At 75.4% G+C, this 26,258-nt stretch carries 27 protein-coding genes; 12 read left to right on the forward strand and 15 right to left on the reverse strand.

What is annotated here, in order from left to right; all coding sequences use genetic code 11:
• Position 1 precedes the first annotated feature (1 nt).
• From GCU67_RS05905 to GCU67_RS05915, 3 genes are read right to left on the reverse strand one after another with little or no spacing between them, the layout of a single operon-like run.
• On the reverse strand, positions 2–1,408 hold the full coding sequence (locus tag GCU67_RS05905) for an NAD-dependent succinate-semialdehyde dehydrogenase (protein ID WP_338104799.1): 1,407 nt from the start codon (positions 1,406–1,408) through the stop codon (positions 2–4).
• Between the two features lie 5 nt (positions 1,409–1,413).
• Positions 1,414–1,860, reverse strand: coding sequence for a cupin domain-containing protein (locus GCU67_RS05910; protein WP_163610125.1), 447 nt, complete (start codon positions 1,858–1,860; stop codon positions 1,414–1,416).
• Positions 1,857–2,174: a putative quinol monooxygenase gene (locus tag GCU67_RS05915; RefSeq protein ID WP_163610126.1), complete on the reverse strand. Its 318-nt coding sequence runs from the start codon at positions 2,172–2,174 to the stop codon at positions 1,857–1,859. The genes GCU67_RS05910 and GCU67_RS05915 overlap by 4 nt, the downstream gene beginning before the upstream one ends.
• A gap of 67 nt (positions 2,175–2,241) precedes the next feature.
• On the opposite strand from GCU67_RS05915, the gene GCU67_RS05920 reads away from it, so the two are divergent.
• Together GCU67_RS05920 and GCU67_RS05925 are read left to right on the forward strand one after the other, a co-directional pair.
• On the forward strand, positions 2,242–3,306 hold the full coding sequence (locus GCU67_RS05920) for an Ldh family oxidoreductase (protein ID WP_163610127.1): 1,065 nt from the start codon (positions 2,242–2,244) through the stop codon (positions 3,304–3,306).
• On the forward strand, positions 3,303–4,019 hold the full coding sequence (locus tag GCU67_RS05925; protein ID WP_163610128.1) for an FCD domain-containing protein: 717 nt from the start codon (positions 3,303–3,305) through the stop codon (positions 4,017–4,019). The genes GCU67_RS05920 and GCU67_RS05925 overlap by 4 nt, the downstream gene beginning before the upstream one ends.
• A 3-nt stretch (positions 4,020–4,022) precedes the next feature.
• Here GCU67_RS05925 and GCU67_RS05930 read toward each other — a convergent pair whose 3' ends face one another.
• The 3 genes from GCU67_RS05930 to GCU67_RS05940 all read right to left on the reverse strand — a co-directional run bounded on the left by GCU67_RS05930 (position 4,023) and on the right by GCU67_RS05940 (position 6,825).
• The gene (locus tag GCU67_RS05930) at positions 4,023–4,418 is read right to left on the reverse strand and encodes a universal stress protein (RefSeq protein WP_163610129.1); all 396 of its coding nucleotides are present in this window, start codon (positions 4,416–4,418) and stop codon (positions 4,023–4,025) included.
• A 110-nt stretch (positions 4,419–4,528) separates the two neighbouring features.
• Positions 4,529–5,224, reverse strand: a complete 696-nt coding sequence (locus GCU67_RS05935; RefSeq protein ID WP_163610130.1) for a response regulator — start codon at positions 5,222–5,224, stop codon at positions 4,529–4,531.
• Positions 5,221–6,825: an ATP-binding protein gene (locus tag GCU67_RS05940; RefSeq protein WP_163610131.1), complete on the reverse strand. Its 1,605-nt coding sequence runs from the start codon at positions 6,823–6,825 to the stop codon at positions 5,221–5,223. The genes GCU67_RS05935 and GCU67_RS05940 overlap by 4 nt, the downstream gene beginning before the upstream one ends.
• A gap of 183 nt (positions 6,826–7,008) precedes the next feature.
• Between GCU67_RS05940 and GCU67_RS05945 the strand changes: the two genes are divergently transcribed.
• From GCU67_RS05945 to GCU67_RS05955, 3 genes are read left to right on the forward strand one after another with little or no spacing between them, the layout of a single operon-like run.
• Complete coding sequence (locus tag GCU67_RS05945; RefSeq protein ID WP_163610132.1) at positions 7,009–8,013, forward strand: Bug family tripartite tricarboxylate transporter substrate binding protein; 1,005 nt, start codon at positions 7,009–7,011, stop codon at positions 8,011–8,013.
• Positions 8,010–8,522 carry a tripartite tricarboxylate transporter TctB family protein gene (locus GCU67_RS05950; RefSeq protein ID WP_163610133.1) on the forward strand — a complete coding sequence of 171 codons (513 nt, stop codon included), beginning with the start codon at positions 8,010–8,012 and terminating at the stop codon, positions 8,520–8,522. Before GCU67_RS05945 ends, GCU67_RS05950 begins: the two co-directional genes overlap by 4 nt.
• Positions 8,522–10,126 (forward strand): tripartite tricarboxylate transporter permease, encoded by a 1,605-nt coding sequence (locus GCU67_RS05955; RefSeq protein WP_163610134.1) that lies wholly within the window; start codon positions 8,522–8,524, stop codon positions 10,124–10,126. The genes GCU67_RS05950 and GCU67_RS05955 overlap by 1 nt, the downstream gene beginning before the upstream one ends.
• Before the next feature lie 80 nt (positions 10,127–10,206).
• Here the strand turns inward: GCU67_RS05955 and otsB are convergent, their stop codons facing one another.
• The 5 genes from otsB to GCU67_RS05980 all read right to left on the reverse strand — a co-directional run bounded on the left by otsB (position 10,207) and on the right by GCU67_RS05980 (position 14,310).
• Positions 10,207–10,947 carry a trehalose-phosphatase gene (gene otsB, locus GCU67_RS05960; protein ID WP_338104800.1) on the reverse strand — a complete coding sequence of 247 codons (741 nt, stop codon included), beginning with the start codon at positions 10,945–10,947 and terminating at the stop codon, positions 10,207–10,209.
• 26 nt (positions 10,948–10,973) lie between these two features.
• Entirely contained in the window at positions 10,974–12,389 is a 1,416-nt protein-coding gene (locus GCU67_RS05965; RefSeq protein ID WP_163610136.1) for an alpha,alpha-trehalose-phosphate synthase (UDP-forming), read from the reverse strand.
• A gap of 52 nt (positions 12,390–12,441) precedes the next feature.
• Positions 12,442–12,795: a CrcB family protein gene (locus GCU67_RS05970; RefSeq protein ID WP_163610137.1), complete on the reverse strand. Its 354-nt coding sequence runs from the start codon at positions 12,793–12,795 to the stop codon at positions 12,442–12,444.
• Positions 12,792–13,235: a fluoride efflux transporter CrcB gene (gene crcB, locus GCU67_RS05975; RefSeq protein WP_211660784.1), complete on the reverse strand. Its 444-nt coding sequence runs from the start codon at positions 13,233–13,235 to the stop codon at positions 12,792–12,794. Before crcB ends, GCU67_RS05970 begins: the two co-directional genes overlap by 4 nt.
• Before the next feature lie 106 nt (positions 13,236–13,341).
• Entirely contained in the window at positions 13,342–14,310 is a 969-nt protein-coding gene (locus GCU67_RS05980; RefSeq protein ID WP_211660785.1) for an ABC transporter substrate-binding protein, read from the reverse strand.
• Between the two features lie 107 nt (positions 14,311–14,417).
• Between GCU67_RS05980 and GCU67_RS05985 the strand changes: the two genes are divergently transcribed.
• From GCU67_RS05985 to GCU67_RS06010, 6 genes are read left to right on the forward strand one after another with little or no spacing between them, the layout of a single operon-like run.
• The gene (locus GCU67_RS05985) at positions 14,418–15,410 is read left to right on the forward strand and encodes an iron chelate uptake ABC transporter family permease subunit (protein WP_163610139.1); all 993 of its coding nucleotides are present in this window, start codon (positions 14,418–14,420) and stop codon (positions 15,408–15,410) included.
• A complete protein-coding gene (locus tag GCU67_RS05990) occupies positions 15,407–16,486 on the forward strand; it encodes a FecCD family ABC transporter permease (RefSeq protein ID WP_338104802.1) in 1,080 nt (359 codons plus the stop codon). The genes GCU67_RS05985 and GCU67_RS05990 overlap by 4 nt, the downstream gene beginning before the upstream one ends.
• Positions 16,483–17,325: an ABC transporter ATP-binding protein gene (locus tag GCU67_RS05995; protein WP_338104804.1), complete on the forward strand. Its 843-nt coding sequence runs from the start codon at positions 16,483–16,485 to the stop codon at positions 17,323–17,325. Before GCU67_RS05990 ends, GCU67_RS05995 begins: the two co-directional genes overlap by 4 nt.
• Before the next feature lie 29 nt (positions 17,326–17,354).
• Entirely contained in the window at positions 17,355–18,347 is a 993-nt protein-coding gene (locus GCU67_RS06000; protein ID WP_163610140.1) for an aldo/keto reductase, read from the forward strand.
• Positions 18,348–18,400: 53 nt separating this feature from the next.
• The gene (locus GCU67_RS06005) at positions 18,401–18,766 is read left to right on the forward strand and encodes a hypothetical protein (protein ID WP_163610141.1); all 366 of its coding nucleotides are present in this window, start codon (positions 18,401–18,403) and stop codon (positions 18,764–18,766) included.
• Positions 18,759–19,232: a hypothetical protein gene (locus GCU67_RS06010; RefSeq protein ID WP_338104805.1), complete on the forward strand. Its 474-nt coding sequence runs from the start codon at positions 18,759–18,761 to the stop codon at positions 19,230–19,232. The genes GCU67_RS06005 and GCU67_RS06010 overlap by 8 nt, the downstream gene beginning before the upstream one ends.
• A 19-nt stretch (positions 19,233–19,251) precedes the next feature.
• Here GCU67_RS06010 and GCU67_RS06015 read toward each other — a convergent pair whose 3' ends face one another.
• Positions 19,252–20,094, reverse strand: a complete 843-nt coding sequence (locus GCU67_RS06015; RefSeq protein WP_163610142.1) for a hypothetical protein — start codon at positions 20,092–20,094, stop codon at positions 19,252–19,254.
• 235 nt (positions 20,095–20,329) lie between these two features.
• On the opposite strand from GCU67_RS06015, the gene GCU67_RS06020 reads away from it, so the two are divergent.
• Positions 20,330–22,576, forward strand: coding sequence for a SpoIIE family protein phosphatase (locus tag GCU67_RS06020; protein ID WP_338104806.1), 2,247 nt, complete (start codon positions 20,330–20,332; stop codon positions 22,574–22,576).
• Positions 22,577–22,637: 61 nt separating this feature from the next.
• On the opposite strand, the gene GCU67_RS06025 is transcribed toward GCU67_RS06020, so the two are convergent.
• The 3 genes from GCU67_RS06025 to GCU67_RS06035 form a co-directional block, all read right to left on the reverse strand.
• Positions 22,638–23,159 (reverse strand): flavin reductase family protein, encoded by a 522-nt coding sequence (locus GCU67_RS06025; protein WP_338104807.1) that lies wholly within the window; start codon positions 23,157–23,159, stop codon positions 22,638–22,640.
• A gap of 75 nt (positions 23,160–23,234) precedes the next feature.
• On the reverse strand, positions 23,235–25,478 hold the full coding sequence (locus tag GCU67_RS06030) for an MMPL family transporter (protein ID WP_163610144.1): 2,244 nt from the start codon (positions 25,476–25,478) through the stop codon (positions 23,235–23,237).
• A gap of 13 nt (positions 25,479–25,491) precedes the next feature.
• Positions 25,492–26,127, reverse strand: coding sequence for a TetR family transcriptional regulator (locus tag GCU67_RS06035; RefSeq protein ID WP_163610145.1), 636 nt, complete (start codon positions 26,125–26,127; stop codon positions 25,492–25,494).
• Positions 26,128–26,258 lie beyond the last annotated feature (131 nt).

Genomic DNA, 26,258 nt, shown 5'->3' on the forward strand with positions numbered 1-26,258 from the left:
GCTACTCCGAGGTCGGTGCCCGTCCGGCGGGCGCGTCCTGCACCCACCAGCTCCGGACGTTGACGAACTCCCGGATGCCGGCGGCGGCGAGCTCCCGCCCGTACCCGCTGGCCCCGGTGCCGCCGAAGGGCATCCGCACGTCGGAGGCGACCACCGCGTTGACGAAGACCGCGCCGGACCGGATCCGCCGGGCGACGGCCACGCCGCGCGCGGCGTCCGCCGTCCACACGCTCGCCCCGAGCCCGAAGCGGGTGTCGTTGGCGATCCGGACGGCGTCGTCGTCCCCGTCGGCCTCGATCACCGCCGCCACCGGACCGAAGGTCTCCTCGTCGTAGGCGGGCATGCCCGGGCGCACGCCGGCCAGCACGGTGGGGGCGTAGAACCACCCCGGCCCCGGCAGCACCCGGCCGCCGGCCAGCAGGCGTGCGCCGGCGGCGACGGAGGCCTCGACCTGCCGGTGCACCGCCGCCCGCAGGTCCGGCCGGGCCATCGGCCCGACGTCGGTCCCGGGCGCCGTCGGGTCGCCGACGACCAACGCGGCCACCTCGGCCAGCAGCAGCCCGGTGAACTCCTCGACCACCGAGGTGTCGACGACGAACCGCTTGGGCGAGATGCAGCTCTGCCCGGCGTTGAGGTACCGGGCCCGGGTGGCCAGGGCCGCGACCCGGGGCAGGTCCGCGTCGGCGAGCACCACGAAGGGGTCGGAGCCGCCGAGCTCCAGCACCGACTTCTTGATCGCACCCCCGGCGGCGGCGCCCACGGCCCGCCCGGCCCGCTCGCTGCCGGTCAGGGTCACCGCACCCACCCGGGGGTCGGCGACCAGCCGGGCGGTGACCGTGGGCACCTGCGGCTCGGCCACGACGAGGGCGGTGAACAGCCCCTCGGGTGCCCCAGCCTCGGCCAGCACCCGGGCCACCGCCAGCGCGCAGCCGGTGGTGTTCGGCGCGTGCTTGAGCAGCGCGGCGTTGCCGGCCATCAGGGCGGGCGCGGCGAACCGGAACACCTGCCACAGCGGGAAGTTCCACGGCATGACCGCCAGCACGACCCCGACCGGCTCGTAGCCGACCCAGCTGCGGTCGGCCGGGGTGTCCACCGGCTCATCGGCCAGCAGCGCGGGGGCGTGCGCGGCGTACCAGTCGCAGCCGGTGGCGCACTTGTCCACCTCCGCCCGCGCCTCGGCGAGCGGCTTGCCCATCTCGCGGGTGACCAGCAGGGCCAGCTCCTCGGCACCTGCCCGCAGCAGCGCGGCCGCGCGGTGCAGCACTGCGGACCGGTCGGCCGACGCCCGGGCGGCCCACGCCGGTTGCACGGCCGCGGCCCGGTCCAGGGCGGCGTCGACCTGGGCGTCGGACCACGCCGGGTGCTCCGCGAGCGTCTCCCCGGTCGCCGGGTCCACGGTGGTGACCACCCCGGTCACCGCGGGCCCCCCGGACCGGTGGCGCCGCGGTCGGCGTCGGACAGGTGGACGAAGGTCTCCCCGGTCGCGGTGATCGTCCGGGTGACCTCGCGCCCGCCGTAGACCCAGTAGATGGTCAGGTCGCCGCTGCCGCGGTTGAGGAAGCAGTGCGGCACCCCGGCCGGCACCCACGTGGCCTCACCGGCCACCAGGTCGAAGCGCTCGTCGCCGATCACCGCGGTCGCCTCCCCGGCGAAGACCAGGACGGTCTCCTCGACGTTGTGCGAGTGCAGCGGGATGCCCGTGCCCGGTCCGAACACCGTCATCCCGGTCGTGACCGTGTTGCCCTCGGTGTTCCAGCTCCCGACGAAGGGCACGGTGACCACGCCGTTGCCCCGGTCGAAGCGCTCGATCTCCGCCGGTCGCAGGACGTGGGCGGGCTGCGGGCCGCGGGGCGCGCTCACGCCGACTGCTCCGCCGCGTGGCTGGTCACCAGGTTGCCGGCGGTGTTGACCTGGCTGCCGGGCACCACGGTCTGCTCGGCGACGGCGCGCCAGCGCCGGAAGTGCGGCGAGTCCCGGTGGGCCTGGAACGCCGCGGCGTCGGTGTAGAGCTCGTAGAACACGAAGCGGTCCTCGTCGCCCTCCATTTCACAGACGTCAAAGCGCAGGCAACCCGGCTCGTCGCGGACCGAGGCCTCCGCGTTGGCCGCGATCCCGGCGCGGAACTCCGCCTGGCTCCCGGGTCGGACCTGCAGCGTCACCAGCATGCTGAACATCGGGCGTCCTCCAGCTCGTCTTGTGTGCAAAGATGTATACAGGATGCACCGCTCAGGAGGGACCCCGATGACCCAGGACCTGCTCGCGCCGGACGCACTGCGCGACTTCGGCACCGCCGTGCTCACCTCCGTCGGCGTCCCGGCGGACGACGCCGCCCTGGTCTCCGACAGCCTGGTGCAGGCCGACCTGTGGGGGCACCAGTCGCACGGTCTGCTGCGGCTGCCCTGGTACGTCGCCCGGCTGCGCAGCGGCGCCATGACCGCGGTGACCCGGCCCGAGGTGGTCACCGACACCGGCCCGCTGGTGGTCCTCGACGGGCGGGCCGGCATCGGCCAGGTGCTGGCCGACCGGGCCCGGGAGCTCGCCGTCGGACGCGCCCGCCGGCACGGCGTCGGCGCGGTCGGGGTGCGCGACTCCAACCACTTCGGCACCGCCATGTACTTCACCCGCCGGGCCGCGCGGGAGGGCTGCGTCGCGGTGCTGACCACCAACGCCAGCCCGGCGATGGCGCCCTGGGGCGGCCGGGAGAAGGTGCTGGGCACCAACCCGTGGTCCATCGCCGCACCGGCACCCGGTGGCCGGGTGGTCGCCGTCGACATCGCCAACACCGCCGTGGCGCGGGGCAAGGTGTACCTGGCGGAGAGCCGGGGCGAGCCGATCCCGGCGACCTGGGCGCTCACCGCGGACGGCGCGCCCACCACCGACGCCGCCGAGGGCGTGCGCGGGGTGATCCTGCCGATGGCCGGGCACAAGGGCTACGCGATCACCTTCCTGATGGACGTGCTCTCCGGCGCGCTCACCGGCAGCAGCGTGGGCAGCGACGTGCACGGCCCCTACGAGCCCACCGCGCGCAGCGGCGCCGGCCACCTGTTCCTCGCCCTGGACCCGGCGGCCTTCGGCGACGAGGCCGGCTACGGCGCCCGGGTCGAGCAGCTGATCGCCGAGGTCAAGGGCGTGCCGCTGGCGCAGGGGTTCGACGAGGTCTTCTACCCCGGCGAGGTCGAGGACCGGGCCGAGGCCGCCGCGCTGACCGCCGGCGGGGTCGGCCTGTCCGAGGGGTCGCTGACCGCCCTGCGTGCGCTGGGCACCGAGACCGGCGTCGCCTTCCCCCCGGCCGGGGCCGGCCGGTGACCGCCGCCGCTGCCCCGGGCCCGGGCAAGGGCGAGCTGGTCTACCAGCAGCTGCGGGCCGACATCGAGGCCGGCACGCTGCCCCCCGGTGCGCCGCTGGGCGAGCTGGCCCTCGTCGCGCGCACCGGTGCCTCGCGCACCCCGGTCCGCGAGGCGCTGCGCCGGCTGGCCGCCGACGGGCTGGTCGAGCTGGCCCCCCGGCAGGGCGCCCGGGTGTCGCGGGTGTCGCTGCGCAGCGTGCGCGACCTCTACGACCTGCGGGCGCTGCTGGAGCCCGAGGCGATGCGCCAGGCCGCCCGGGCGCCCGGCTCCCCGCTGCACGCGCAGCTCCCGCGCGTGCGGGCCGAGCTGGTGCGGCTGCAGCGCCGCTCGCCGTCCGCGGCCCGGTCGGCGGCCTTCTACGCGCTGGCCGACCGCTTCGACCAGGCAGTGGCCGACGCCTGCCCCAACGCGCACCTGCAGCGGGTGCTGGCCGACCTGCGCCCGCACAGCGCCCGGCTGCGCAACCTCTCCCACCTCGACCCGGCGCGGATCGAGACCTCCCTGGTCGAGCACCTGCGGATGGTCGACGCGCTGGCGGCCGGGGACGCCGAGGAGGCCGCCGCCGCCTGCGCCGCGCACCTGGCGCAGGGGCTGGCCACCATCGTGGCCACCCTGCGCCAGGACACCGGCGGGGTGCTCGACGACCTCGACCTGCCCCTCGGCGCGCGCTGAGGGCTAGTACGTGGCCTTGACCGCCAGCACGGGGCAGGGCGCGTCGAGCAGGATCCGCTGGGCCTGGCTGCCGGTGAGCAGCTTCCCGGTGGGGCTGCGACGCCGCATGCCGATGACGATCAGGCTGGCCTGCACCCGGGCCGCGGCCTCGACGACCTCCTCGGCGGCCTCGTGCCCCCGCACCTCCTGGGCGATCTCGAAGACCACGCCGGCCTCCTCCAGCCGCGCCCGGACCGTCGCCAGTGCGTCGTCGGAGGCGAAGCGCGGGTCGGCGAGGGCGTCCCCGCGGGAGCTGTTGACCAGGTGCAGCGGCTGCTCGCGCAGCCGGGCCTCGGCGATGGCGGCGGTCAGCGCGGCTTCCCCCTCGGGGGTGGGGACGTACCCCACGACGATCGTCATGCACGGATGATCGCCGACGCCTGCCGGGTCGGCAGCCTTGCGGCGTTAACGGATCTTTCGTTCCTTCCGTGCACCCGGGCGGCACCTGGCGGCCGGCTCGTCCGGCCGGCTCAGTCCGGGCGCCGGGCCGCGCGCAGGGTGAAGCGCCGCTCCGGACGGCCCGCGGTGCCGTAGCGCTGCCGGACGTCGGCGTCCTGCAGGGTCACCAACTGCTCCAGGTAACGGCGGGCGCTCACCCGGGCCAGCCCGGTGCGCTCGCTGCACTCGGTGGCCGACAGGCCGTCGGCGCCGGCGTCGAGGAGCACCCGGCGCACCAGCTCCAGCGTCTCCGGCGCGATGCCCTTCGGGGTCGCCGCCGGCGCCGGCGCGGCCCCGCGGGCGCGGCCGAACACCCGGTCGACGTCGCCCTGCCCCACCTCCCGGAGCTCGGCGAGCTCCCCGCGCAGCGCCGCGTAGTCGGTGAGCCGGGCGCTGAAGGTGCGCCGGTCGAAGGGCTTGACCAGGTAGTGCAGGACGCCGCCGTGCAGCGCGCTGCGGATGCTGTCGACGTCCCGGGCGGCGCTGATCACGATGGCGTCGGTGGGCGCACCGGCGGCCCGCAGCCGGCGCAGCACCTCCAGCCCGGTCATGTCCGGCAGGTAGACGTCCAGCAGCACCAGGTCCGGGGCCAGCCGGTCGACCTCGGCCAGCGCCTGCGCCCCGGTCGAGGCCGTCCCGACCACCTCGAAGCCCTCCAGCGCCGCGACGAACCCGGCGTGCACCCGCGCCACCATGAAGTCGTCGTCGACGATCAGGACGCCGATCACGAGTCCACCAACGCCGGTTCCGCGGGCAGCCGGGCGCTGAACGTGGACCCGCCGATCGACGTCGCCGTCACCTCCCCGCCACGCCGGGTGCAGACCAGGTGCACCAGCGACAGCCCGATGCCCCGCTCTCCCGGCCCGCCGGGCGAGGAACGGGCGACGTCCTTGCTCGTCACACCCCGGCGGAAGACCTCCCGCTCCATCCCCGGCGGCACCCCGGCGCCGGAGTCGCGCACCACGACGTCGACCTCACCGTCGACGAGGCCCAGCCCCACCTCGACCCAGCGGTGCGGCGCGAGCGCGGCGGCGTCCATCGCGTTGTCCACCAGGTTGCCCACGACGGTGGCCACGTCGGTGCTCAGCTCGTCGTCCAGCACCGGCAGCGCGGAGTCCGGGGCGATGCGCAGGTCGACGCCGAGCTCGTCGGCCTGGCTGGCCTTGGCGATGAGCAGGGCCGCGACCGAGGGGTCGCGCACGGCGCCGGCGACCACCGCGCTGAACTCCGAGCGGCTGGAGCTGATCCGGTGCACCAGCCGCACCGCCTCGTCGGCCTCGCCCAGCTCGATGAGCCCGGCGATGGTGTGCAGCCGGTTGCTGAACTCGTGCGCCTGCGCCCGGAGGGTGTCGGTGACGTGCCGGGTCAGCTCCAGCTCGCGCCGCAGCTCCAGCAGCTCGGTGCGGTCGCGCAGCGTGGTCACCGAGCCCAGCGCCCGTCCTCGGCTGGAGATCGGCAGCCGGTTCACCACGAGCACCCGGCCGGCGCTGCCCACCGGCCGGTCCCGGGTCACCTCGCGGTCCAGCAGCACCTCGCGCATCTCCGCACCGACCCCGAGGTCGGCCAGCGTGCGGCCCAGCGCGTCCCCGGGGATGCCCAGCAGTCGGATCGCCTCGTCGTTGACCAGCGTCACCCGGCCCTGCAGGTCCAGTCCGACGACGCCCTCGCGGATGCCGTGCAGCATCGCGTCGCGGTGCTCGACCAGGCCGGCGATCTCGGTGGGCTCCATGCCGAGGGTCTGCCGCTTCACCCGCCGGGCGACCAGCAGCGACCCGACGATGCCCAGGACGCTGGCCAGGCCCAGGTAGGTGAGCAGGTTGGGGGCGGCGGCGGCGAGCCCGTCGGCCAGCGTGGGGTACTCGCGCTCGACCGCGACCAGGCCCAGCAGGCCGCCGCCGGTGCCGCCGAGCACCGGCACCATGGCGACCGCGGCCGAGTCGCCGTGCAGGACGCCCTCCCCGACCCAGGCGCGGCCCTGCAGCACCGTGCTCTCCCCCACCACCAGCGGGTCCCCGAGCTCGTCGGGCTCCGCGGTGGCGATGATCCGGCCGTCCGGCGCGGCCACCACCACCGACCCGGAGCCGGAGACGCTGCGGCTGCTCTCCGCCGCCACCCGGACGTAGGTCTCCTCCCCGCGCTCGAGCGCCTCGCGGATGAGCCGGGTGTTGGCCACGGTCTCGGCCACGGCGAGCGCGCGGCGGCCCTCGGTCTCCTGGGCGCGCTGCGCGGTCTGGGCCACGGTGACCGCGGCGACCCCCAGCAGGACGGCGCAGACGATGACCACCTGCAGGGCCAGCAGCTGACCGGCCAGCGACAGTCGCCGCTTCACACCTGACCTCCTGACCGGTTGCTGAGGGGAGCGCCGCGCGGCCGCGCGACGGCCGCTGGGGCACGGCGCGGCGTGGACACAACGACCACAAAGCGCACTGCGCACGCAAGAGTGACATGGGCCACCATCGTTGCCACCTTCCTTGTCACGCGGCGGCATCCCGCCCGACATCCAGGAGGAACAATGCGCACTGCTCCCGCTCGGAAGCTCACCGTCGGCATCGTCGCCGCCGGCCTCGTGCTCACCGGCTGCGGCACCACCGCGGACGGCGGCTCGGCGGCCGCGGGCGGGGAGTCCGGTCCGATCACCGGACTGCGGGTCATGGTGCCCAACTCCCCCGGCAGCGGCTACGACACCACCGCCCGCGAGTGGAGCAAGGTCCTCGAGGACGAGGAGCTGGCCACGGGTCTGGAGGTCTTCAACCTCGAGGGCGCCGGCGGCACGGTCGGCCTGCAGCGGCTGGTCAACGAGAAGGGCAACGACAAGCTCCTCATGCAGATGGGGCTCGGCGTGGTCGGCGCGCAGTTCAGCAACCAGTCCGAGGCGACCCTGGACCAGACGACGCCGATCGCACAGCTGATCGAGGAGGCCGAGGCGATCGTCGTGCCCGCCGACTCCCCGTTCCAGAGCATGGACGACCTGGTCACCGCGTGGAAGGCCGACCCCGGCGCCACGCCGGTCGGCGGCGCCTCCAACCCCGGCGGTCCGGACCACCTGACCCCGATGCTGCTGGCGCAGGAGGTCGGGGTCACCCCGACCGACGTCAACTACGTCAGCTACGACGGCGGCGGCGAACTGCTGGCCGGCATCCTGGGCAAGGACATCGCCTTCGCCGCGACCGGCATCGGCGAGGTCACCGAGCCCGCCGCCGCGGGCCAGGTGCGGATCCTCGCCGTCACCAGCGAGGAGGCGGTCGCGGGCGTCGACGCACCGACGCTGCAGGACGAGGGCATCGACCTCACCTTCACCAACTGGCGCGGCATCGTGGCCCCGCCGGAGCTGTCGGCGGAGCAGACGCAGGCCTACGTCGACGCGGTCACGGAGATGCACGACAGCGAGGCGTGGAAGCAGGTCCTCACCGACCAGGGCTGGACCGACGCCTTCACCACCGGCGAGGAGTTCAGCGCCTTCCTGGAGTCGGAGAGCGAGCGCGTCGAGGGCGTGCTGACCGAGCTGGGGCTGGCGTGACCTCTGCCCCCCGGGGCAGCACCGTGGAGCAGGGCCGCTCCGAGCTCGGGGTGGCCCTGTTCCTCGGGGTGATCGGCCTCGTCGTGCTGGTCTCGGCGATCATGCTCCCGGAGAGCCGGATCGCCCGCGGGCCCGTCGGCCCGGGCGCGGTGCCCATGGTCGTGGGCGGCCTGCTGGTCCTCACCGGCGTCTTCCTGGCCGTCGACGTCGTGCGCGGCGGCCGCGGCGAGCCCGAGGGCGGGGAGGACGTCGAGCTGGGCGGGGGCACCGACTGGCGCACCGTCGGCCTGCTCGCGGTGGCCTTCCTGTCCAACGCCCTGCTCATCGAGCCGCTGGGCTGGCCGCTGTCGGGGGCCATCCTGTTCTGGGGATCGGCCTTCGCCCTCGGCAGCCGCCACCACGTGCGCAACGTCGTCATCGCCCTCGTCCTGGGCGTCGGCTCCTGGTACCTGTTCGTGCTCGGCCTGGGCATCAGCCTGCCGGTGGGCGTCCTGAAGGGGATCCTCTGATGGACTCGTTCTCCTCCCTGATCGACGGGTTCGGCACCGCGCTCACCCCGACCAACCTGCTGTTCGCCTTCCTCGGCGTGCTGCTGGGCACCGCCATCGGCGTGCTCCCGGGCATCGGCCCGGCCATGACCCTGGCACTGCTGCTGCCGCTCACCCGCGGCCTGGACGTCACGACGGCGCTGATCATGTTCGCCGGCATCTACTACGGCGGCATGTACGGCGGCTCGACGACGTCGATCCTGCTGAACACCCCAGGGGAGAGCGCCTCGGTGGTGACCGCCATCGAGGGCAACAAGATGGCCCGCGCCGGCCGGGCGTCCCAGGCCCTGGCCACCGCCGCGATCGGCTCGTTCGTCGCCGGCACGATCGCCACCCTGCTGCTGGCGCTGCTGGCACCCGTCGTGGCCGACCTGGCCGTGCAGATCTCCCCGGCCGACACCTTCGCGGTGATGGTGCTGGCCTTCATCGCCGTCACCTCGGTGCTGGGCAGCTCGCGGGTGCGCGGTCTGGCCGCCCTCGGGATCGGCCTGGCCATCGGGCTCATCGGCATCGACGCCACCTCCGGCCAGCAGCGGCTCACCTTCGGAGTCGACGAGCTGGCCTCGGGCATCGACGTCGTCGTCGTCGCGGTGGGGCTGTTCGCCGTCGGCGAGGCCCTGTGGACGGCGGCGCACCTGCGCCGGCGCCCGCTCCAGGTCATCCCGGTCGGCAACCCGCGGATGAGCCGGGAGGACTGGCGGCGCTCCTGGAAGCCGTGGCTGCGCGGCACGTTCATCGGCTTCCCGTTCGGGGCCATCCCCGCCGGTGGCGCGGAGATCCCGACGTTCCTCTCCTACGTCACCGAGAAGCGCCTGTCCAAGCACCCCGAGGAGTTCGGCAAGGGCGCGATCGAAGGGGTGGCCGGGCCCGAGGCCACCAACAACGCCTCCGCCGCCGGTGGCCTGGTGCCGCTGCTGACCCTCGGCATCCCGACCACGGCGACCGCCGCCGTGATGCTCTACGCCATCCAGAGCTACGGCATCCAGCCCGGGCCGCGGCTGTTCGCCACCGAGCCGGAGCTGGTGTGGGGCCTGATCGCCAGCCTCTTCATCGGCAACGCGGTGCTGCTGCTGCTCAACCTGCCCCTGGCCCCGCTCTGGGCCAAGCTGCTGCGGATCCCCCGCCCGTACCTGTACGCCGGGATCCTCTTCTTCGCCAGCCTCGGGGCCTACGCGTCGAACGCCAACACCTTCGACCTGTTCCTGCTGCTGGTCATCGGCGGGCTGGGCTTCATGATGCGGCGGTACGGCATCCCGCTGCTGCCGGCCATCATCGGGGTGATCCTCGGCCCCTTCGCCGAGGAGGAGCTGCGGCAGGCGCTGCAGATCAGCAACGGCGACCTCGGCGGCCTCATCGAGCCGATGTCGGTGGTCGTCTACGTCATCGTCGCGTTCGTCCTGCTGTTCCCGGTGGTCAAGCGGTTCCTGCCGAAGAAGGCGGTCCCCGCGGTGCTCAGCGAGGCGGTGCACGACGTCGAGGTCGTCCACCACCAGCACGGCACCACCGACGCGGTGTCGGTGGAGACCTCCGGCGACTCCCCGCAGCGCGGCGGGGAGCCGCGGTGACCTGAGGGCGGCCCCGCCGCCCTCTCCTCGTCGAGCCGGGTGCGGTCTACCGCACCCGGCTCGACGGCGTCCGGGGCCGATCAGGCGCCGAGGGCTCCGGCCAGCCGGGTGAGCAGGGCACGGACGCCGTCCAGGTCGGGCACCCGGTACCGGGCGACCGTCGCGCCCTCGCCGACCTTGACGCTGAGCCCGTCGGGGGCGATCGCGGTGAAACCGTCCTCGTCGGTGACGTCGTCGCCGAGGTACAGCACGCCCGCCGCACCCAGCTCGTCGCGCAGCCGGACGAGCGCGGACCCCTTGTCGGCGTCGGTGACGGCCAGCTCCAGCACGTCCTTGCCGGGCTTGGCGGTCAGCGACGGGTGGGACCCGGGGCCGGCCGCGGCGTCGGCGAGCAGTCGGGCGGCGGCGTACCGGTCGGGGACCGTGCGCACGTGCACCGCGGCGCTCGCCGGCTTGACCTCCAGTCGGGCACCGGGCACGGCGGCCACCAACGGGGCCAGCGCGTCCGCCAGCGCGTCGCGGCGGGCGGCGAGATCGCCGGCCAGCGGACCGTCGAACTCCGCGCCGTGGCTGCCCACCCAGCGGAACGGCCCGGTGAGCCCGCTGGTCGCCTGCAGGTCGGCGACCCCGCGACCGCTGACCAGGGCGACGGTGACCCCCTCGACGGCGGCCAGCCGGGTGAGCAGGTCGGCGACCCCGGGCTCGGGGACGGCGGTGTCCGGGTCGTCGCGCAGCCGGGCGAGCACCCCGTCGTAGTCGCTGGCCAGCAGCAGCGGCCGCCGCGTGGCCAGCTCGTCGAGCGCGGCCTCCAGCGGCGTCACACCCGCACCCGTCACACCTGCAGCCGTCACACCTGGGCCTGGAGCGACTCGATGAAGGAGTTGGCCCAGTGGTCGAGGTCGTGCTCGGTGATGTGCGCGCGCATCGACCGCATCCGCTCGGCGGCCTCGGCCGGCTCCATCCGCAGCGCCCGCAGCAGCTGGGTCTTGACCCCGTCGATGTCGTGCGGGTTCACCAGCAGGGCCTGGGTGAGCTCGGCGGCGGCACCGGCGAACTCGCTGAGCACCAGCACGCCCTGGTCGTCGCCGCGGGCGGCCACGTACTCCTTGGCGACCAGGTTCATGCCGTCGCGGTACGGGGTCACCAGCATGACGTCGGCGGCCCGGTAGAGGGCGGCGAGCTCCTCGCGCGGCATCGACTGGTTGAAGTACTGCACCGCCGGCCCCGCGGTCGAGCCGTGCAGGCCGTTGATGTGCCCGACCTGCTGCTCGATCGTCTCGCGCATGGTCACGTAGTGCTCGACCCGCTCGCGGCTGGGCGTGGCCACCTGGACCAGCACCGTGCCCGGCGCCTCGATGGCGCCGTCGTCCAGCAGCTCCCCGAAGGCCTCCAGGCGGACGCCGATGCCCTTGGTGTAATCGAGCCGGTCGACACCCAGCACGATCTTGTCCGGCCGGCCCAGCTCCTCGCGGATCTCCGCGGCGCGGGCCAGCACCTCGGGGGTGCGGGCCAGCTCGTCGAAGGAGGAGACGTCGATGGAGATCGGGAACGACTTCGCGGTCACCGTGCGGCCCTCGTAGCGGACCGTGCTGCCCTCGGTGGGCAGGTCGTGCAGCCGGTGGGCCAGGTTCACGAAGTTGGTCGCCCCGGCGGGCTGCTGGAAGCCGATCAGGTCCGCGCCCAGCAGGCCCTCGATGATCGCCGAACGCCAGGGGAGCTGGGTGAACAGCTCGAAGGGCGGGAACGGGATGTGCAGGAAGAACCCGATGGTCAGATCGGGCCGGCGCTGGCGGAGCAGCGCCGGCACCAGCTGCAGCTGGTAGTCGTGCACCCACACGACCGCGCCCTCGCCGGCCACCTCGGCGGCCCGGTCGGCGAAGCGCTTGTTGACCTCGACGTAGCTGTTCCACCAGCTGCGCTGGTACTCCGGCTTCTCCACCACGTCGTGGTAGAGCGGCCACAGCGAGGCGTTGGAGAAGCCCTCGTAGTAGCGGTCGACCTCCTCGGCCGAGAGCGGCACCGGGACCAGCTGCATGCCGCCGGACTCGAAGGGCTCCGGGGCGTCCCCGGCCGCACCCGACCAGCCCACCCACGCACCGCCGCGGCCGGCGACGAAGGGCTCCAGGGCCGTCACCAGGCCCCCGGGGCTGCGCTGGTAGCGCGTCGTCCCGTCGGCGTCGGTGACCTGGTCGACCGGGAGTCGGTTGGCGACCACGACCACCGGACTGTCGGCCCGGACCTGCGTTCCCGCTGTCTCGCTCATCACCGCCGACCCTAGGGGACGGGCGTGGCCCGTGGCGCGGCGGAGGGACCGTTCACCGGACCAACACGTACCCGAGTGCCGCGACGCCCAGACCGAGCACCAGCGACCCGGCCACGTAGCCGGCCGCGCGGAGCACCGCCCGCTGCTCGACCAGCCGGACGACGTCGGTGCCGAAGGTGGAGAAGGTGGTCAGCGAGCCGCAGAAGCCGGTGCCCACGAGCGCCACGACGGCGGGCGGGACGTCGCGCAGGCCGAGCAGGACGCCGAGCACCGCGCTGCCGACGACGTTGACGGTCAGCGTGCCCAGGACGCTGGCCCCACCGCGCCGCGCACCGGCCACCCGGTCGGCGAACAGCCGCAGCGGCGCCCCGACGACCGCGCCGAGCACCACCAGCAGCGCGGTCACCGGCGCGCCTCCCGTGCGGCGGGGACCGCCCGGCCCAGCCGGACACCGGCCGCCGCGGCCAGCACCCCGCCGGCCACCGAGGCGAGCACGTAGCCGGCTGCCGCGGCCCCGCGGCCGGCGTCGGCCAGCTGCACCGCGTCCACGGCGAAGGTGGAGAACGTGGTCCAGCCGCCCAGGACACCGGTGCCGAGGAACGGGCGCAGCCAGGGCGAACGGGGGTGCCGGGTGAACAGCGCGAAGGCGAGCAGCCCGAGCAGCAGGCAGCCGGTCAGGTTGACCACCAGCGTCGCCGTCGGCCAGGCGCCGGGGTCGTGGGGGAGAGCCAGACCCAGCCCCCAGCGGGCCAGCGAGCCCAGCGCGCCGCCGAGCGCGGCGGCGACGTAGCCGATCAGCGGTCCTCCCCGGGCCCCGGCCACCCGGCGGCGGCTGGGGGGCAGCATGCCACCGGGGTCCGGCGTCGTACCGGAGGCTGCGCCCGGGTCCCGCCGGATGCGCTGTTCCACGTGGAACGGACGCCGCCCCGGGCAGAGGCGGCGTCCGGGTGGGTCAGGAGGCTGCGGCCTCGATGTCGTCCATGACCAGCTGCGCGGCGGTCGGACCCGAGGCGCTGCTCCACACCGAGCCGTCGACCTCCGACGTCGTCCCGGCCTGGACGGCGCCGAGCTGGGTGAAGGCGGGCTGGGCCTTGGCGGCCTCCAGCGCCCCCTTGCCGTCGGCGCCGAAGGCGGCGACGAACAGCCGGTCGGCGTCGACCTGGCCGAGGTTCTCCAGGGACAGCGGGTCGCTGTGCGGCTCGGCACCGAGGTCGGCGATCGGCAGCGGGTCGGCGCCGGCGGCCTGCAGCAGGGAGCCGGGCATGAGCGCGGAGTTCATCACCAGCGCGCCGTTGGCCATCCAGCGGAGCACGGCGGCGGTGCCGTCGAGGGAACCGGCGGCGGCCACCGCCTCGGCCCGGGCGGTGATCGCGTCCAGGTCCGCGGTCAGCTCGTCGTCGGCGCCGAGCGCCTGGGCGTAGACGTGCAGCGGCTCCTGCCAGTCCCCGCCGGTGGCCGTGTCCGGGACGACGGTCGGCGCGATGGCCGTCAGCGCGTCGTACTGCTCCTGCGCCAGTCCGGCCGAGGCGAGGATCAGGTCGGGCTCGGCCTCCAGGACCGCCTCGAGGTTCGGCTCGGCCACCGTCGCGACGACCGGGATGGCCGCGGCAGCCTCGCCGAGGTAGGCCGGGGCGGCGTTCCCGCCGCGGCTGGCCGTGGTGCCGACCGGGGTGACGCCGACCGACAGGGCGACGTCGAGCGCGTTCTCGGCCAGCGTGACCACGCGCTGGGGGTCGGCCGGCACGGCGACCTCGCCGAAGGCGGTGCCGACCGTGGTCTCCGAGGCGGCTGCCTCGCTGGCCGCGTCGGCCGCGGGGGACGCCGTCTCGCTGCTCCCGCAGGCGGACAGGGCCAGGGCGGCGGCGGCCAGGGTCGCGGCGGCGCGGACCGGGCGGCGGCGCGCTCCGGGCAGGTGGGTCACAGGGGTCCTCCAGCGTTCGGGTACGGCACCGTCCATCGGCGCCGCGGCCGTAGGTTAGCCTCGCCTAACAACAGGCTGGCAAGGCCGTGGTGGAACGGGGGAGCAGGGTGCGCTCGGTGCTGCTGCGCGGCCTGGTGCCTGCGCTGGCCGTCCTCGTGGTGGCCGTGCTGGCCAGCCTCGCGGTCGGCGCCGGGGAGGTCGGGCCGGCGCGCGCGCTGGCCGTCCTGGGCGGCGGAGGGGACGCCGACGCCCGGTTCGCCGTCCTCCAGCTGCGGGTGCCGCGCACCGTGGTGGCCGTCGCCGTGGGCATCGCGCTCGGGGTGGCCGGCGCCGTCCTGCAGACCGCCGCGCGCAACCCGCTGGCCGAGCCCGGTCTGCTCGGGGTCAGCGCCGGCGCCTCCTTCGCCGTCGTGCTGGTCATCGCATCCGGGGCCAGCGCCGCCTCGCTCGGCCCGTGGGTCGCCGTCCTGGGCGCGGGGGCCGGGTGCCTGCTCGCGGTGGGCGCGGCCCGGCTGCGGGGTGCCGGCGACGACCCGGTCCGGTTGGTGCTGGCCGGCGCGGCGCTGTCCGGGCTGCTGTCCGCGGCGACCTCGGTGGTGCTGCTGCTGGACCAGCGCACCGCCGACGAGGTCCGGTTCTGGACGGTCGGCTCGGTGGCCGGCCGCGACCTCGGCACCCTCACCCAGGTCGGCCCGGTGCTGGCCGTCGGCCTGCTGATCGCCCTGCTCGCCGCCCGGCCCCTGTCGGCACTGGCCCTCGGCGACACCGTCGCCCGCGGGCTGGGCCACCGCCCCGCCCGGGCCCGCGCCCTGGCGATGGTCGCGGTCGCGCTGCTCGTCGGGGGCGCGGTGGCCGCTGCCGGCCCGGTCGTGTTCATCGGGCTGGTCGTGCCGTTCCTGGCCCGGGCGCTCGTCGGCCCCGACCTGCGCCGGGTGCTGGCGGTGACCGTGCTGCTGGGTCCCGCGGTGGTGCTGCTCGCCGACGTCGCGTCCCGGCTGCTGGTGCGGCCCTACGAGATGCCACTCGGCGTGGTCACCGCGATGATCGGCGCCCCCGTGCTGGTGGCCGTCGTCCGGTCGACCCGGATGCCGGCGCTGTGACCGCCACCCTGCCCCGGCCCGCTGCCCGCGCCGCAGCCCCCGCGCCCCCGGGCACCTGGCGGCTGGCGCTGGGCGGCCGCTCGGTGCTCCTCGACCGCCGGGCCGCCCTGGCCGCCACCGCGCTCGCCGCGCTGGTGGTCGTCGCGGTCGCGGTGAGCCTGGCCGTGGGCACCGCCCGGCTGCCGCTGACGCACACGCTGCCGGCGGTGTTCGGCTCCGGCAGCGACCGGGAGGTCCTGCTGGTGCAGCGGCTGCGACTGCCCCGGGTGGCGGCCGCGCTCGCCGTCGGCGCGGCGCTGGGCACCGCCGGGGTCCTGCTGCAGACCCTGGCCCGCAACCGGCTGGCCACCCCGGACACGGTCGGCCTCAACGACGGCGCCACCGCCTTCGCGGTGGCCAGCGTCGTCGCCGTCTCCACGAGCATCTCCCCGTCGGCCTTCGCGCTCGTGGGCGCGGCGACCGCCGCAGCGCTGGCGCTGGGCCTCGCTGGCGGCGCCGGCACCCACGGGTACCGGTTCCTGGTCGTCGGGCTGGGGGTCGGCGCCGCGCTGGGCGCGGTCACCCAGCTGATGCTCGCCCGGGCCGCCATCGACGACGCCAACGCCGCCTTCCCCTGGAGCGTCGGCAGCCTCAACAGCCGTTCCGCCACGTCCGTGGCGGTGCTCGCCGGAGGGCTGGCCGTGGCGCTCCCGGTGGCGGTCGTGCTGGGCCGGCAGCTGCGGCTGCTCCGGCTCGCCGACGCCGTCGTGGTCGGGCTGGGCACCCGCGTGAAGCGGGTCCGGCTGGCCGTCATCGCCACCGCCGTCGTCACCGCCGGGCTGGCGGTGGCCACCGCCGGGCCGCTGGGGCTGGTCGCCCTGCTGGCCCCCGAGATCGCCCGCAAGGCCGCCGGCCCGCGAGTCGTGCCGGTGTTCGGCGCGGCGCTGGCCGGTGCGCTGGTCGTGCTGCTCGCCGACCTGGCCGGCCGCACGGTCGCCGCGCCGCTGGAACTGCCCGCCGGCCTGGTCACCGCCGTCATCGGCGGCCCCTACCTGTTGTGGCTGCTGCTGGCCACCCGATCGAGGAGGCTCGCGTGAGCACGCTGGAGGCACCCCGCCCCACCCGGGGGGACACCGTGGCCGACCCCGCCGACCTCGTCACCGAGGCCCTGGACCTCGGCTACGACGGCACCCGCGTCGTCCACGCCCTGGACCTGCGGCTGCCGCCCGGGCAGGTGACGGCGATCGTCGGGCCCAACGGCTGCGGCAAGTCCACCCTGCTCGGCGCGCTGGCCCGGGTGCACGAGGCGCAGGGCGGCGCCGTCCTGCTCGACGGCCGCGACCTGGCCACGCTGCGGCCCCGGGACGCCGCCCGGCGGATCGGGCTGCTGCCCCAGCAGGCCGCAGCACCCGACGGGCTGACCGTCCGCGACCTGGTGCGCTACGGCCGGCACCCGCACCAGGGGCTGCTGCGCCAGTGGTCGCCGGAGGACGCCGCCGCCGTGCACGGGGCGCTGGCCGCCGCCGACCTGCTCGACCTCGCCGACCGCCCGCTGGACCAGCTCTCCGGCGGGCAGCGGCAGCGGGCCTGGATCGCCATGGTGGTCGCCCAGCAGACCGCGGTCGTGCTGCTCGACGAGCCCACCTCCGCGCTCGACCTCGGCCACCAGCTCGAGGTGCTGGAGCTGGTGGCCGACCTGGCCGCGCAGGGCCGCACCGTGGTCCTGGTGCTGCACGACCTGTCCACCGCCTGCCGGCACGCCGACCACCTGGTCGCCATGCGCGACGGGCGGGTGGTCGCCGAGGGACCGCCCGCCGACGTCGTCACCGCCGGGCTGGTGCGCGAGCTGTACGGCGTCGAGGCCGCCGTCCTGCGCGACCCGACGTCCGGGACGCCGGTGGTGTGCCCGGTGCGCCGCGTCGCCGCGACTGGTTGACCCGTGCACATCCGGGGCACGCACCCTTCATGCAGATCCGACAGCTCCGCGACCTGACCGTCTCCGCCCAGGGCCTGGGCTGCATGGGCATGAGCGAGTTCTACGGGACCGGCGACCAGGCAGAGGCCGAGCGGACGATCGGCCGCGCCCTCGACCTCGGCGTCACGTTCCTCGACACCGCCGACATGTACGGCCCCTTCACCAACGAGCGCCTCGTCGGGCAGGCGATCGCCGGCCGCCGCGAGGAGGTCACCCTGGCCACCAAGTTCGGCAACGAGCGCAGCGAGGACGGCTCCTTCCTCGGCATCAACGGCCGGCCCGAGTACGTGCACGCCGCCTGCGACGCCTCGCTGCAGCGCCTCGGCGTCGACGTCATCGACCTCTACTACCAGCACCGCGTCGACACGACCGTGCCGATCGAGGACACCTGGGGCGCGATGAGGGAGCTGGTCGAGGCCGGGAAGATCCGGCACGCCGGCATCTCCGAGGCCGCCCCGGACACCATCCGCCGGGCGCACGCCGTCCAGCCGGTGACGGCGCTGCAGACCGAGTACTCGCTGTGGTCCCGCGACCCCGAGGACGACGGCGTGCTGGCCGTCTGCGCCGAGCTGGGCATCGGCTTCGTCGCCTACTCCCCGATCGGCCGCGGCTTCCTGTCCGGGCAGATCCGCAGCATCGAGGACCTGGCGCCCGACGACTTCCGCCGGCACAACCCCCGCTTCCAGGGCGAGGCGTTCGCGGCGAACCTCGAGCTGGTCGACCGGGTCCGGAAGATCGCCGACGCCAAGGGCGTCACCGCCACCCAGCTCGCCCTGGCCTGGGTCATGGCGCAGTCCGGGCGCGACGGGAACCCGACGATCGTGCCGATCCCGGGCACCAAGCGGGTGTCCTACCTGGAGGAGAACGCAGCGGCCGCCGACGTCGAGCTGACCGCCGACGACCTGCGTGCGCTCGACGCGGCCGCCCCGGCGGGGTCCACCGCCGGCGACCGCTACCCGGACATGTCCTCCGTCCACCGCTGAAGGAGGACGCGGGAGGATGGGGGCGTGCAGCCCTCACCTCCCGGCCGGTGCCGATGAGCACGCCCCTCGTCGTCGTCCTCACCGTCGTCGCCGTCGTCCTGGCCGGGGTGGGGGCGCTGAGCACGGTGCTGCGCCGGCGGATCGGCACCGCGCACCTGGCCGTCGCCGGCGTGCTGGAGCTGCTGCTGGTCGTGCAGGGGGTGCTCGCCGTCGTGCGGCTCGTCGGCGGGCACCGCCCGGCCGAGCTGACCACCTTCGCCGCCTACCTGGGCAGCGTGGTGCTGCTGCCGGTCGCCGGCGTGCTGTGGGCGCGCACCGAGCCCACCCGCTGGGCCGGCACCGTGCTCGGCGTCGCCGCGCTCACCGTCGCGGTGATGCTGTGGCGGCTGGTCGACCTGTGGGCGGTCACCGGTGGCTGACTCCCCGCTGGGCGGGCCCGCACCGGAGCCGACCGGCGCCGACACCGCCCGCGGTCCGGGTCGGGTGCTCGTCGCGGTCTACGGCGTGTTCGCCCTGGCCGCCGGCGCCCGCGCCGTCGTCCAGCTCGCGGTGCAGTTCGACGAGGCGCCGGTCGCCTACCTGCTGTCCGCGCTGGCCGCGGTCGTCTACGTCGTGGCCACCGTGGGCCTGGCCCGGGGCGGCCGGAACGGACGGCGCACCGCGATGGCCGCCTGCGGCGTGGAGCTGGCCGGGGTGCTCGTGGTCGGCACGCTCTCGCTGGTCGACCCGGCGGCCTTCCCCGACGCCACGGTCTGGTCGGGGTTCGGCCAGGGCTACGGCTACGTCCCGCTGGTGCTGCCGGTGCTCGGGCTGCTGTGGCTGCGCCACCTGTCCGAGCTCGACGCCCCGGACGGCGACGCGCACGGGCGGCCCGGCCCGGGTTGACCGGGCCGGGCCGCCGGCGTCAGAACTCGCCGCCGAAGTCTCCGCCGCCGTCGAAGTCGCCGCCACCACCGTCGAAGCCGCCGCCGTCCTGGTAGCCGCCGGCGTCGTAGTCGGCGCCGCCGCCGTCACCGCCGTCGCCGCCACCGTCGCCGCCGTCGCCGCCACCGTCGTCGGACTGATCGCCGTCCTGGTAGCCCTCGGCGTAGGCCTCCTCGTCGCCGCCACCGAACAGGCCGCCGTCGCCGAGGCCGGTGTCGAACAGCGCGTCGGCCACCGCCGTGCCGACGACGAGCCCGCCGATCGTGCCCAGCATGCTGCCGCCGATCATGCTGCCCATGCCCATGCCGCCGCCCATGCCGAAGCCGCCGCCCCGGCCGTAGCCACTGCCGCCGTAGCCGCCGCCGCCGTAGCCCGGGCCGTAGCCGCCCCCGCCGTAGCCGGGGCCGTACCCGCCACCCCCGCCGCCGAAGACGCGCTCGAGGGTGCCGGGCTGGCGGATCTCGGCGCGGGTGGCGGCGCGGGCCAGGCTCTGCGCGTCGTCCCCACGGGGTCGCTCGGAGGCCGGACCGGCCGCCGCCAGCTGCTCCAGCACCTGTGCGCGCTGCTCGGGGGTCAGCTTGGCGAACGCCTCGGCGTGCGCGGCCTCCACCTGGTCCGGCGGGGCGGTGCGCAGCAGGTACCGGTAGCGCTCGACCGCCTGTTCGTCGGCCGAGCGGGCAGGCCGCTGCCCGCCGGTGGGCGCCGCGGGGGCCGGCTGGCGGGCGTACCCGTAGCCCCGCTCCTCCCCGGCGTACTGCTGGTCGGGGCCGTACGGCGAGCTGGTGCGCTGGCTGCGCCCGAAGAGCCGGTCCAGGAGTCCCATGCCGCGTCCTCTCTCGTGGTCCTCGTCCGGCGCTCGGCGCCGGACGTCCGTCGTCCCTACCCCGCCCGCCGCCGGGTGACGCACCACCCGAAAGGCGTGCTCAGACGGCCGGTCCGTGGTGCGCAACGGACCCCCTCGGTAGTCTCGTGCCGTGCCGTCCGACAGACGACCGGGGGACCGCGTCCCTGCCCAGGTCCCCCCCGAGGCCGCTGCCGCGCTGGCCCACACCCTGAACGTGGGCTCCGACCCGACCGAGCGCGACCAGCAGGCCTCGCTCGTCGGCGCTGCCGAGGCGGTGGTCACCGGCAGTGACTCCGAGCGCGGTGCGCAGGCGGCCCTGCCGGGCGTGCTCTCCGACGTCCCGGTCGCCGTCCTGGTGATCGACCAGGTGGCCGGCACCGTCACCTACGCCAACACCGCCGCGATCGAGCTCGCCGGCAACGTCCGCCTCCCGGTCCCGGTGGACGCCTGGGGCGCCGCCGCCGGGCTCACCGACCTGGGCTCGGCCCCGCTGGCCGACACGAGCAGCCCGCTGTCCCTGGTGGCCGCCGGACGCCCGGTGGTGGGGGAGGCGGTGCGGTTGTCCCCGCGGCGCAGCTCCGACCAGGAGCGGGCGGACGCGTCGACGGACGCGTCGGACCAGGTGCTGTGGGTGACCGGCTTCCCGCTGTCGCAGGACGGCAGCGCGCAGCGCCTGTCCCTGGTGGTCTTCCTCAAGATCGACGAACCCGCCCTCTCCGACGACCCCGAGGCCCAGCTGCAGGACCTGCGCGAGCGCGCGGTCATCGCCACCGACATCGCCTTCACCATCACCGACCCGCGCCAGGAGGACGACCCGCTGGTCTGGGTGAACCCCTCGTTCAGCCGGATCAGCGGGTACACCTACGAGGAGAGCGTCGGGCGCAACTGTCGCTTCCTGCAGGGCCCGGCGACCGACCGCGAGACCATCGCCCAGCTGCGCAAGGCGCTGCAGGAGCACCAGCCGGTCAGCACCACGCTGCTGAACTACCGCAAGGACGGCACCGCCTTCTGGAACCAGCTGTCCATCACGCCGGTCTTCGACGGCGAGGGCGAGCTGGTCAGCTTCGTCGGCGTGCAGAGCGACGTCACCGAGCGCGTCCGGGTCGAGGATGACCGCCGGGCCGCCTTCGCCGCCGAGCGCGCCGCCCGCCGGGACGCCGAGGAGGCGCACGCCGCCGCCGACGCCGCCCGGGTGCAGGCCGAGCGGGCCCAGAGCCGGCTGGCGCTGATGGCCGAGGCGACGAGCACGCTGAGCGCCACCCTGGACATGGACGACCTGCTGGGCCGGCTGGCTGCGCTGTGCGTGCCGCTGCTGGCCGACTGGGTGTTCGTGACCCTGGTCGACGAGCACGGGGTGGTCCGCGGCACCGACTCCCGGCACCGCGACGGCCGCGCCGCCGAGCTCCAGGAGCTGGCCGAGCTGCACGTCAGCAACCTCCCGGAGAACTCGCCGACGCGCCGGTCGCTGACCAGCAGCGAGCCGGTGCTGCAGGCCCGGGTCACCGAGGAGTGGACCGACCGGGTCTTCCCGACGGCGCGCACGGCCGAGCTGTTCCGCTCCCTGGGCGGGGCCTCGGTGCTGACCGTGCCGCTGGTCGCCCGCCGCCGGATGCTCGGCGCGATGGCCATGGTCAAGACCGACCAGCGGCAGCCGTTCACCACCGAGGACGTCGAGCTGGCCCGCGACCTGTCCCGGCGCGCGGCGCTGTCGATGGACAACGTGCGGCTCTACCAGCAGGAGCACACGGTCGCCGAGACGCTGCAGCGGTCACTGCTCCCCGAGCTCCCCACGATCCCCGGCATCACCGCCGCCGCCCAGTACCTCAGCGCGTCCAGCAGCGCCGACGTGGGCGGCGACTTCTACGACATGCTCCACCTGCCCGACGGCAGCGTGGGGATCGCGATCGGCGACGTGGTCGGCCACGACGTCGCCGCCGCCGCGGCGATGGGCCATCTCCGCGGTCTGCTGCGGGCCTGCGCCTGGGACGCCGGGGACGGCGACACCGGGGATATCCTCGGCCGGGTCGACCGGCTGGTGCAGGGCCTGCACGTCGCGCCGATGGCGACCATGGTCTACGGCCGGGTCGTGCGCCCGACCGGGCCGGGGGAGCCGTGGCGGATGCAGCTGGCCAACGCCGGCCACCCGCCGCTGCTGCTGCGGCACGTCGACGGCAGCGTGGAGGTGCTCGACGGCATCACCGGGCTGCTGATCGGTGTCGACGCCACCCACGTGCGGGCCTCCCGCGAGGTGGCCATCCCGCCGGGGTCGACGCTGGTCGCCTACACCGACGGTCTCATCGAGCGTCCCGGTGAGGACCTCGACCAGGGGATCGCCTCCCTGATGACCCGGCTGTCCGCGGCGCCGGTCGACGCCTCCCCGGTCGAGCTGTGCGTGCACGCGGTGGGGCCGCACCCCGACCGCCGGGACGACGTCGCGGTCATCGCCGTCCGGTTCTCCTGACGGCCCCGCTGCAGGGGCCCGCCGCGAGCTCGCGAGTGGTGGGGGGCAGCGGGGTCCTTCCTCAGGCCCCCGGGTCGGGCAGGGCCGCCCGCACGCCGTAGCCGCCGCGGTGGAACAGCAGCGGCGTCCGGGATGCGTCCGCGCCCAGGTCCAGGACCCGGGCCACGACGATCGTGTGGTCACCGCCCTCGTACTCGGCCCACAGCTCCCCGTCGATCCAGGCCACGACCCCGTCGAGCACCGGCGAGCCGTGCGCGCTGGGCGCCCAGTCGACACCGGCGAACTTGTCGGTGCCGGTGCGGGCGAACTGCCCCGACAGCGCCCGCTGGTCCTCCGAGAGCACGTTGACGCAGAAGCGCCCGGCCTCGCGCAGTCGCGGCCAGGTGGTGGAGGTGCGCGACGGGGCGAAGGTGACCAGCGGTGGGTCCAGCGACAGCGAGCTGAACGACTGGCAGGTGAAGCCCACCGGGCCGTCGGTCCCCATCGCGGTCACGACGGTGACGCCGGAGGCGAAGTGCCCGAGCACGTCGCGCATCGCCCTCGGGTCGATCACCTGGGCGGGGACGTCCGGTTCGCCAGTCACGCCCCCGATCCCATCACGCGGCCGCCCGACCGCCCCGGGAGGGGCCGTCGCGTTCCACGTGGAACCGACGGAGCATCAGCGCCGTCCGGCGGGCTCGGGCTCGGGCTCGGGCGCGCGCACGGCGTCCAGCCGGGCGCCCTCGACGTCCAGGTCGGGGAGCAGGCGGTCCAGCCAGCGCGGCAGCCACCAGGCCGAGCGCCCGACCAGCGCCAGCACCGCCGGCACCAGGGTCATCCGGACGACGAAGGCGTCGACCAGCACGCCGACGGCCAGACCGAAGGCGATCGCCTTCACCGTCACGTCGTCGATGTGCACGAAGCTGGCGAACACCGCGAACATGATCAGCGCGGCCGCGACGACCACCCGCGCGGCGTGCCGCATCCCGGCGACGACCGACTCCCGCGGCGCCCCGCCGTGCACGAACTCCTCGCGCATCCGGGAGACCAGGAAGACCTCGTAGTCCATGGCCAGGCCGAAGAGCACGGCCATGAGCAGGATCGGCATGAAGCTGATCACCGGCCCGGTGGCCGGGACGCCGAAGACGTCCATCAGCCAGCCCCACTGGAAGACCGCCACGACGGCGCCGAAGGAGGCGCCCACCGACAGCAGGAAGCCGAGTGCGGCCTTCACCGGCACCAGGACCGAGCGGAACACCAGCAGCAGCAGGACCAGCGCCAGGCCGACGACGACGAGCGTGAAGGGGAGCAGCGCCTGCGCGAGCCGGGTGGAGACGTCGATGGCCACCGCGGTCTGCCCGGTGACCGCCACCTGGGCGCCCGTGCGGGCCTCCAGCTCGGCGCCGGTGTCCCGCAGCGCGGTGACCAGGTCGGTGGTGGCCTCGTCCTGCGGGCCGCTCTCCGGCACCACCTGCACGATGGCGTCGGTGCCGCCGGGCAGCAGCTGCGGGGCGGCGTAGACGACGTCGTCCAGGCCGCCGTCGAACTGCCCCGGCGTCCCCGTGGGCGTGCCGCCGATGGTCACCGCCGCCTCGTTCGCGGTCTGCTCGGCGGTCGCCGGGTCCAGCTCGCTGAGGAGGACCAGGATCGGCCCGTTGACGCCGGGGCCGAAGTACCGGCTGACGGCGTCGTAGGCCTGCCGCTCGGTGGTGTCCGCAGGGGCGGTGCCGGCGTCGGGCAGCGAGAGGCGCAGCTGCAGCGCCGGGATCGCCATGACCAGCAGGCCGACCACGCAGACGGCCACGGTGAGCGCCGGGCGCCGGGTGACCAGGGCGGCCCAGCGGGCGCCGCCGGTGCGCGCCGGGGCACCGGCGTGCTCGGCCAGCGCCTGCTCCCGGCGGGCGGCCCGCGACCCGGGCCCCGGCACCAGCCGCGCACCGGCGAAGCCCAGCAGCGCCGGCAGCAGGGTGAGCGCGACGAGGACGGCGACCAGCACGGTGCCGGCCGCGCCCAGACCCATCACGGTGAGGAAGGGGATGCCGACGACGGACAGCCCGGCCAGCGCGATGATCACCGTCAGGCCGGCGAAGACGACGGCGGAGCCCGCGGTGCCGGTGGCCCGGGCTGCGGACTCCTCGGGTGCCATGCCGGCGGCCAGCTGGGAGCGGTGCCGGGACAGGATGAACAGCGTGTAGTCGATGCCGACCGCCAGGCCGACCATCAGCGCCAGCGTCGGGGCGGTGGACGACAGCGTGATCACCCCGGACGTCGCCAGCAGCCCGGTCAGCCCGATCCCCACCCCGACCAGCGCGGTCAGCAGGTTCATCCCGGCCGCCAGCAGCGAGCCGAAGGTCACCACGAGCACCAGGACGGCGACGACGACGCCGACCAGCTCGGTGGGCCCGACGGTGACCGCGCCGGTGTTGAACGCGTTCCCGCCGACCTCGACCTCCATGCCGGCCGCGGTGGCCGCACCGGTGGCCTGCTGGAGCTGCTCGAGGGCGTCGCCGGAGAGCTGGTCGGCGCTCACGCCGTACTGCACCGACGCCAGCGCCGCCCGGCCGTCGGGGCTGACCGCCTGGCTGGTGAAGGGGTCCTGCACCGCCGCGACCTGGTCGACCGCACCGGCCGTGGCCACGACCTCACCGATCGCCGCGGCGTACTGCGGGTCGACGACCGTCGCGCCCTCGGGGGCGATGAACACCAGCTGTGCGCCGGCACCGGCGGCACCGGGGGAGGCCTGGCCGAGCTGGTCCAGTGCGGCCTGGGACTCCGAGCCCGGGATGGTGAACTCGTCGTCGAACTCCCCACCGATCGTCAGGAACAGGGCGATGACGGCGCCGAGCACCACCACCCACGCCGCGGAGAAGAGCACGCGCCGGCGGTAGGCGGCACGGCCCAGGCGGTAGAGCAGCGTCGACATCGGTTCTCCTGGATCAGCCGGTCAGGGGGTGGTCGGGGGTGGTGCTCACGGCGCCCCGGACGAGCAGCAGCAGCGCGTCACGCCGCAGCCCGTCGGCCTCGGCCGGGTCGGTCAGGGACAGCACGGTCATGCCGGCGTGCAGGGCGAAGACCGCCTGCATCAGCTCGGCGGCGGGCACCCGCAGGTGCAGCCCGGCCTCGGCCAGCGCGGGCGTGATCAGCTCGACGAGGCTGTCCTGCATCTGCCGGCGGTAGCGGCGGAGCACCTCGGCGGCCTCGGGGTGCCGGGCGGCGTGCAGCACGTACTCGGTGGTGACCAGCGTCCAGACCCGGCCGACCCGGAACAGCGCCAGGCCGCGGTCGACGGCGGCGGTGACCGGGTCGGGCTCGTCGACCAGGCCGGTCAGCATGTCGGCGGCCCGGGCGAGGTCGCGCTCGACCTCGCGGTGCATCAGGGCGGCGAAGAGCTCGTCCTTGCTGCGGAAGCTGGAGTAGAACGCGCCGCGGGTGAACCCACCGCGGCCGCAGACGTCCTCGACGCTGGAGGCCGCGAAGCCCTGCTCGGCGAAGGTCTCCAGCGCGGCGTCGAGCAGTCGCTCCACGGTCGCCTCACGGCGCCGCCGGGGCCGCTCGCCGTCCGCCTCCGTCACGATGCACCACTGTATTGGATACAGCGGTGCATCGGGGGCGTTCCCGACCCCCGTCGGCACCGCTCTCACCGTCCTGGCCGGGACGCCGTCCCCCTGCAGCGGAGACTGTCCCCCTGCACCAGCGTTGATGC

The sequence above is a fragment of the Modestobacter muralis genome, from assembly GCF_010682105.1.
GTDB classification, from domain to species: Bacteria; Actinomycetota; Actinomycetes; order Mycobacteriales; family Geodermatophilaceae; genus Modestobacter; species Modestobacter muralis.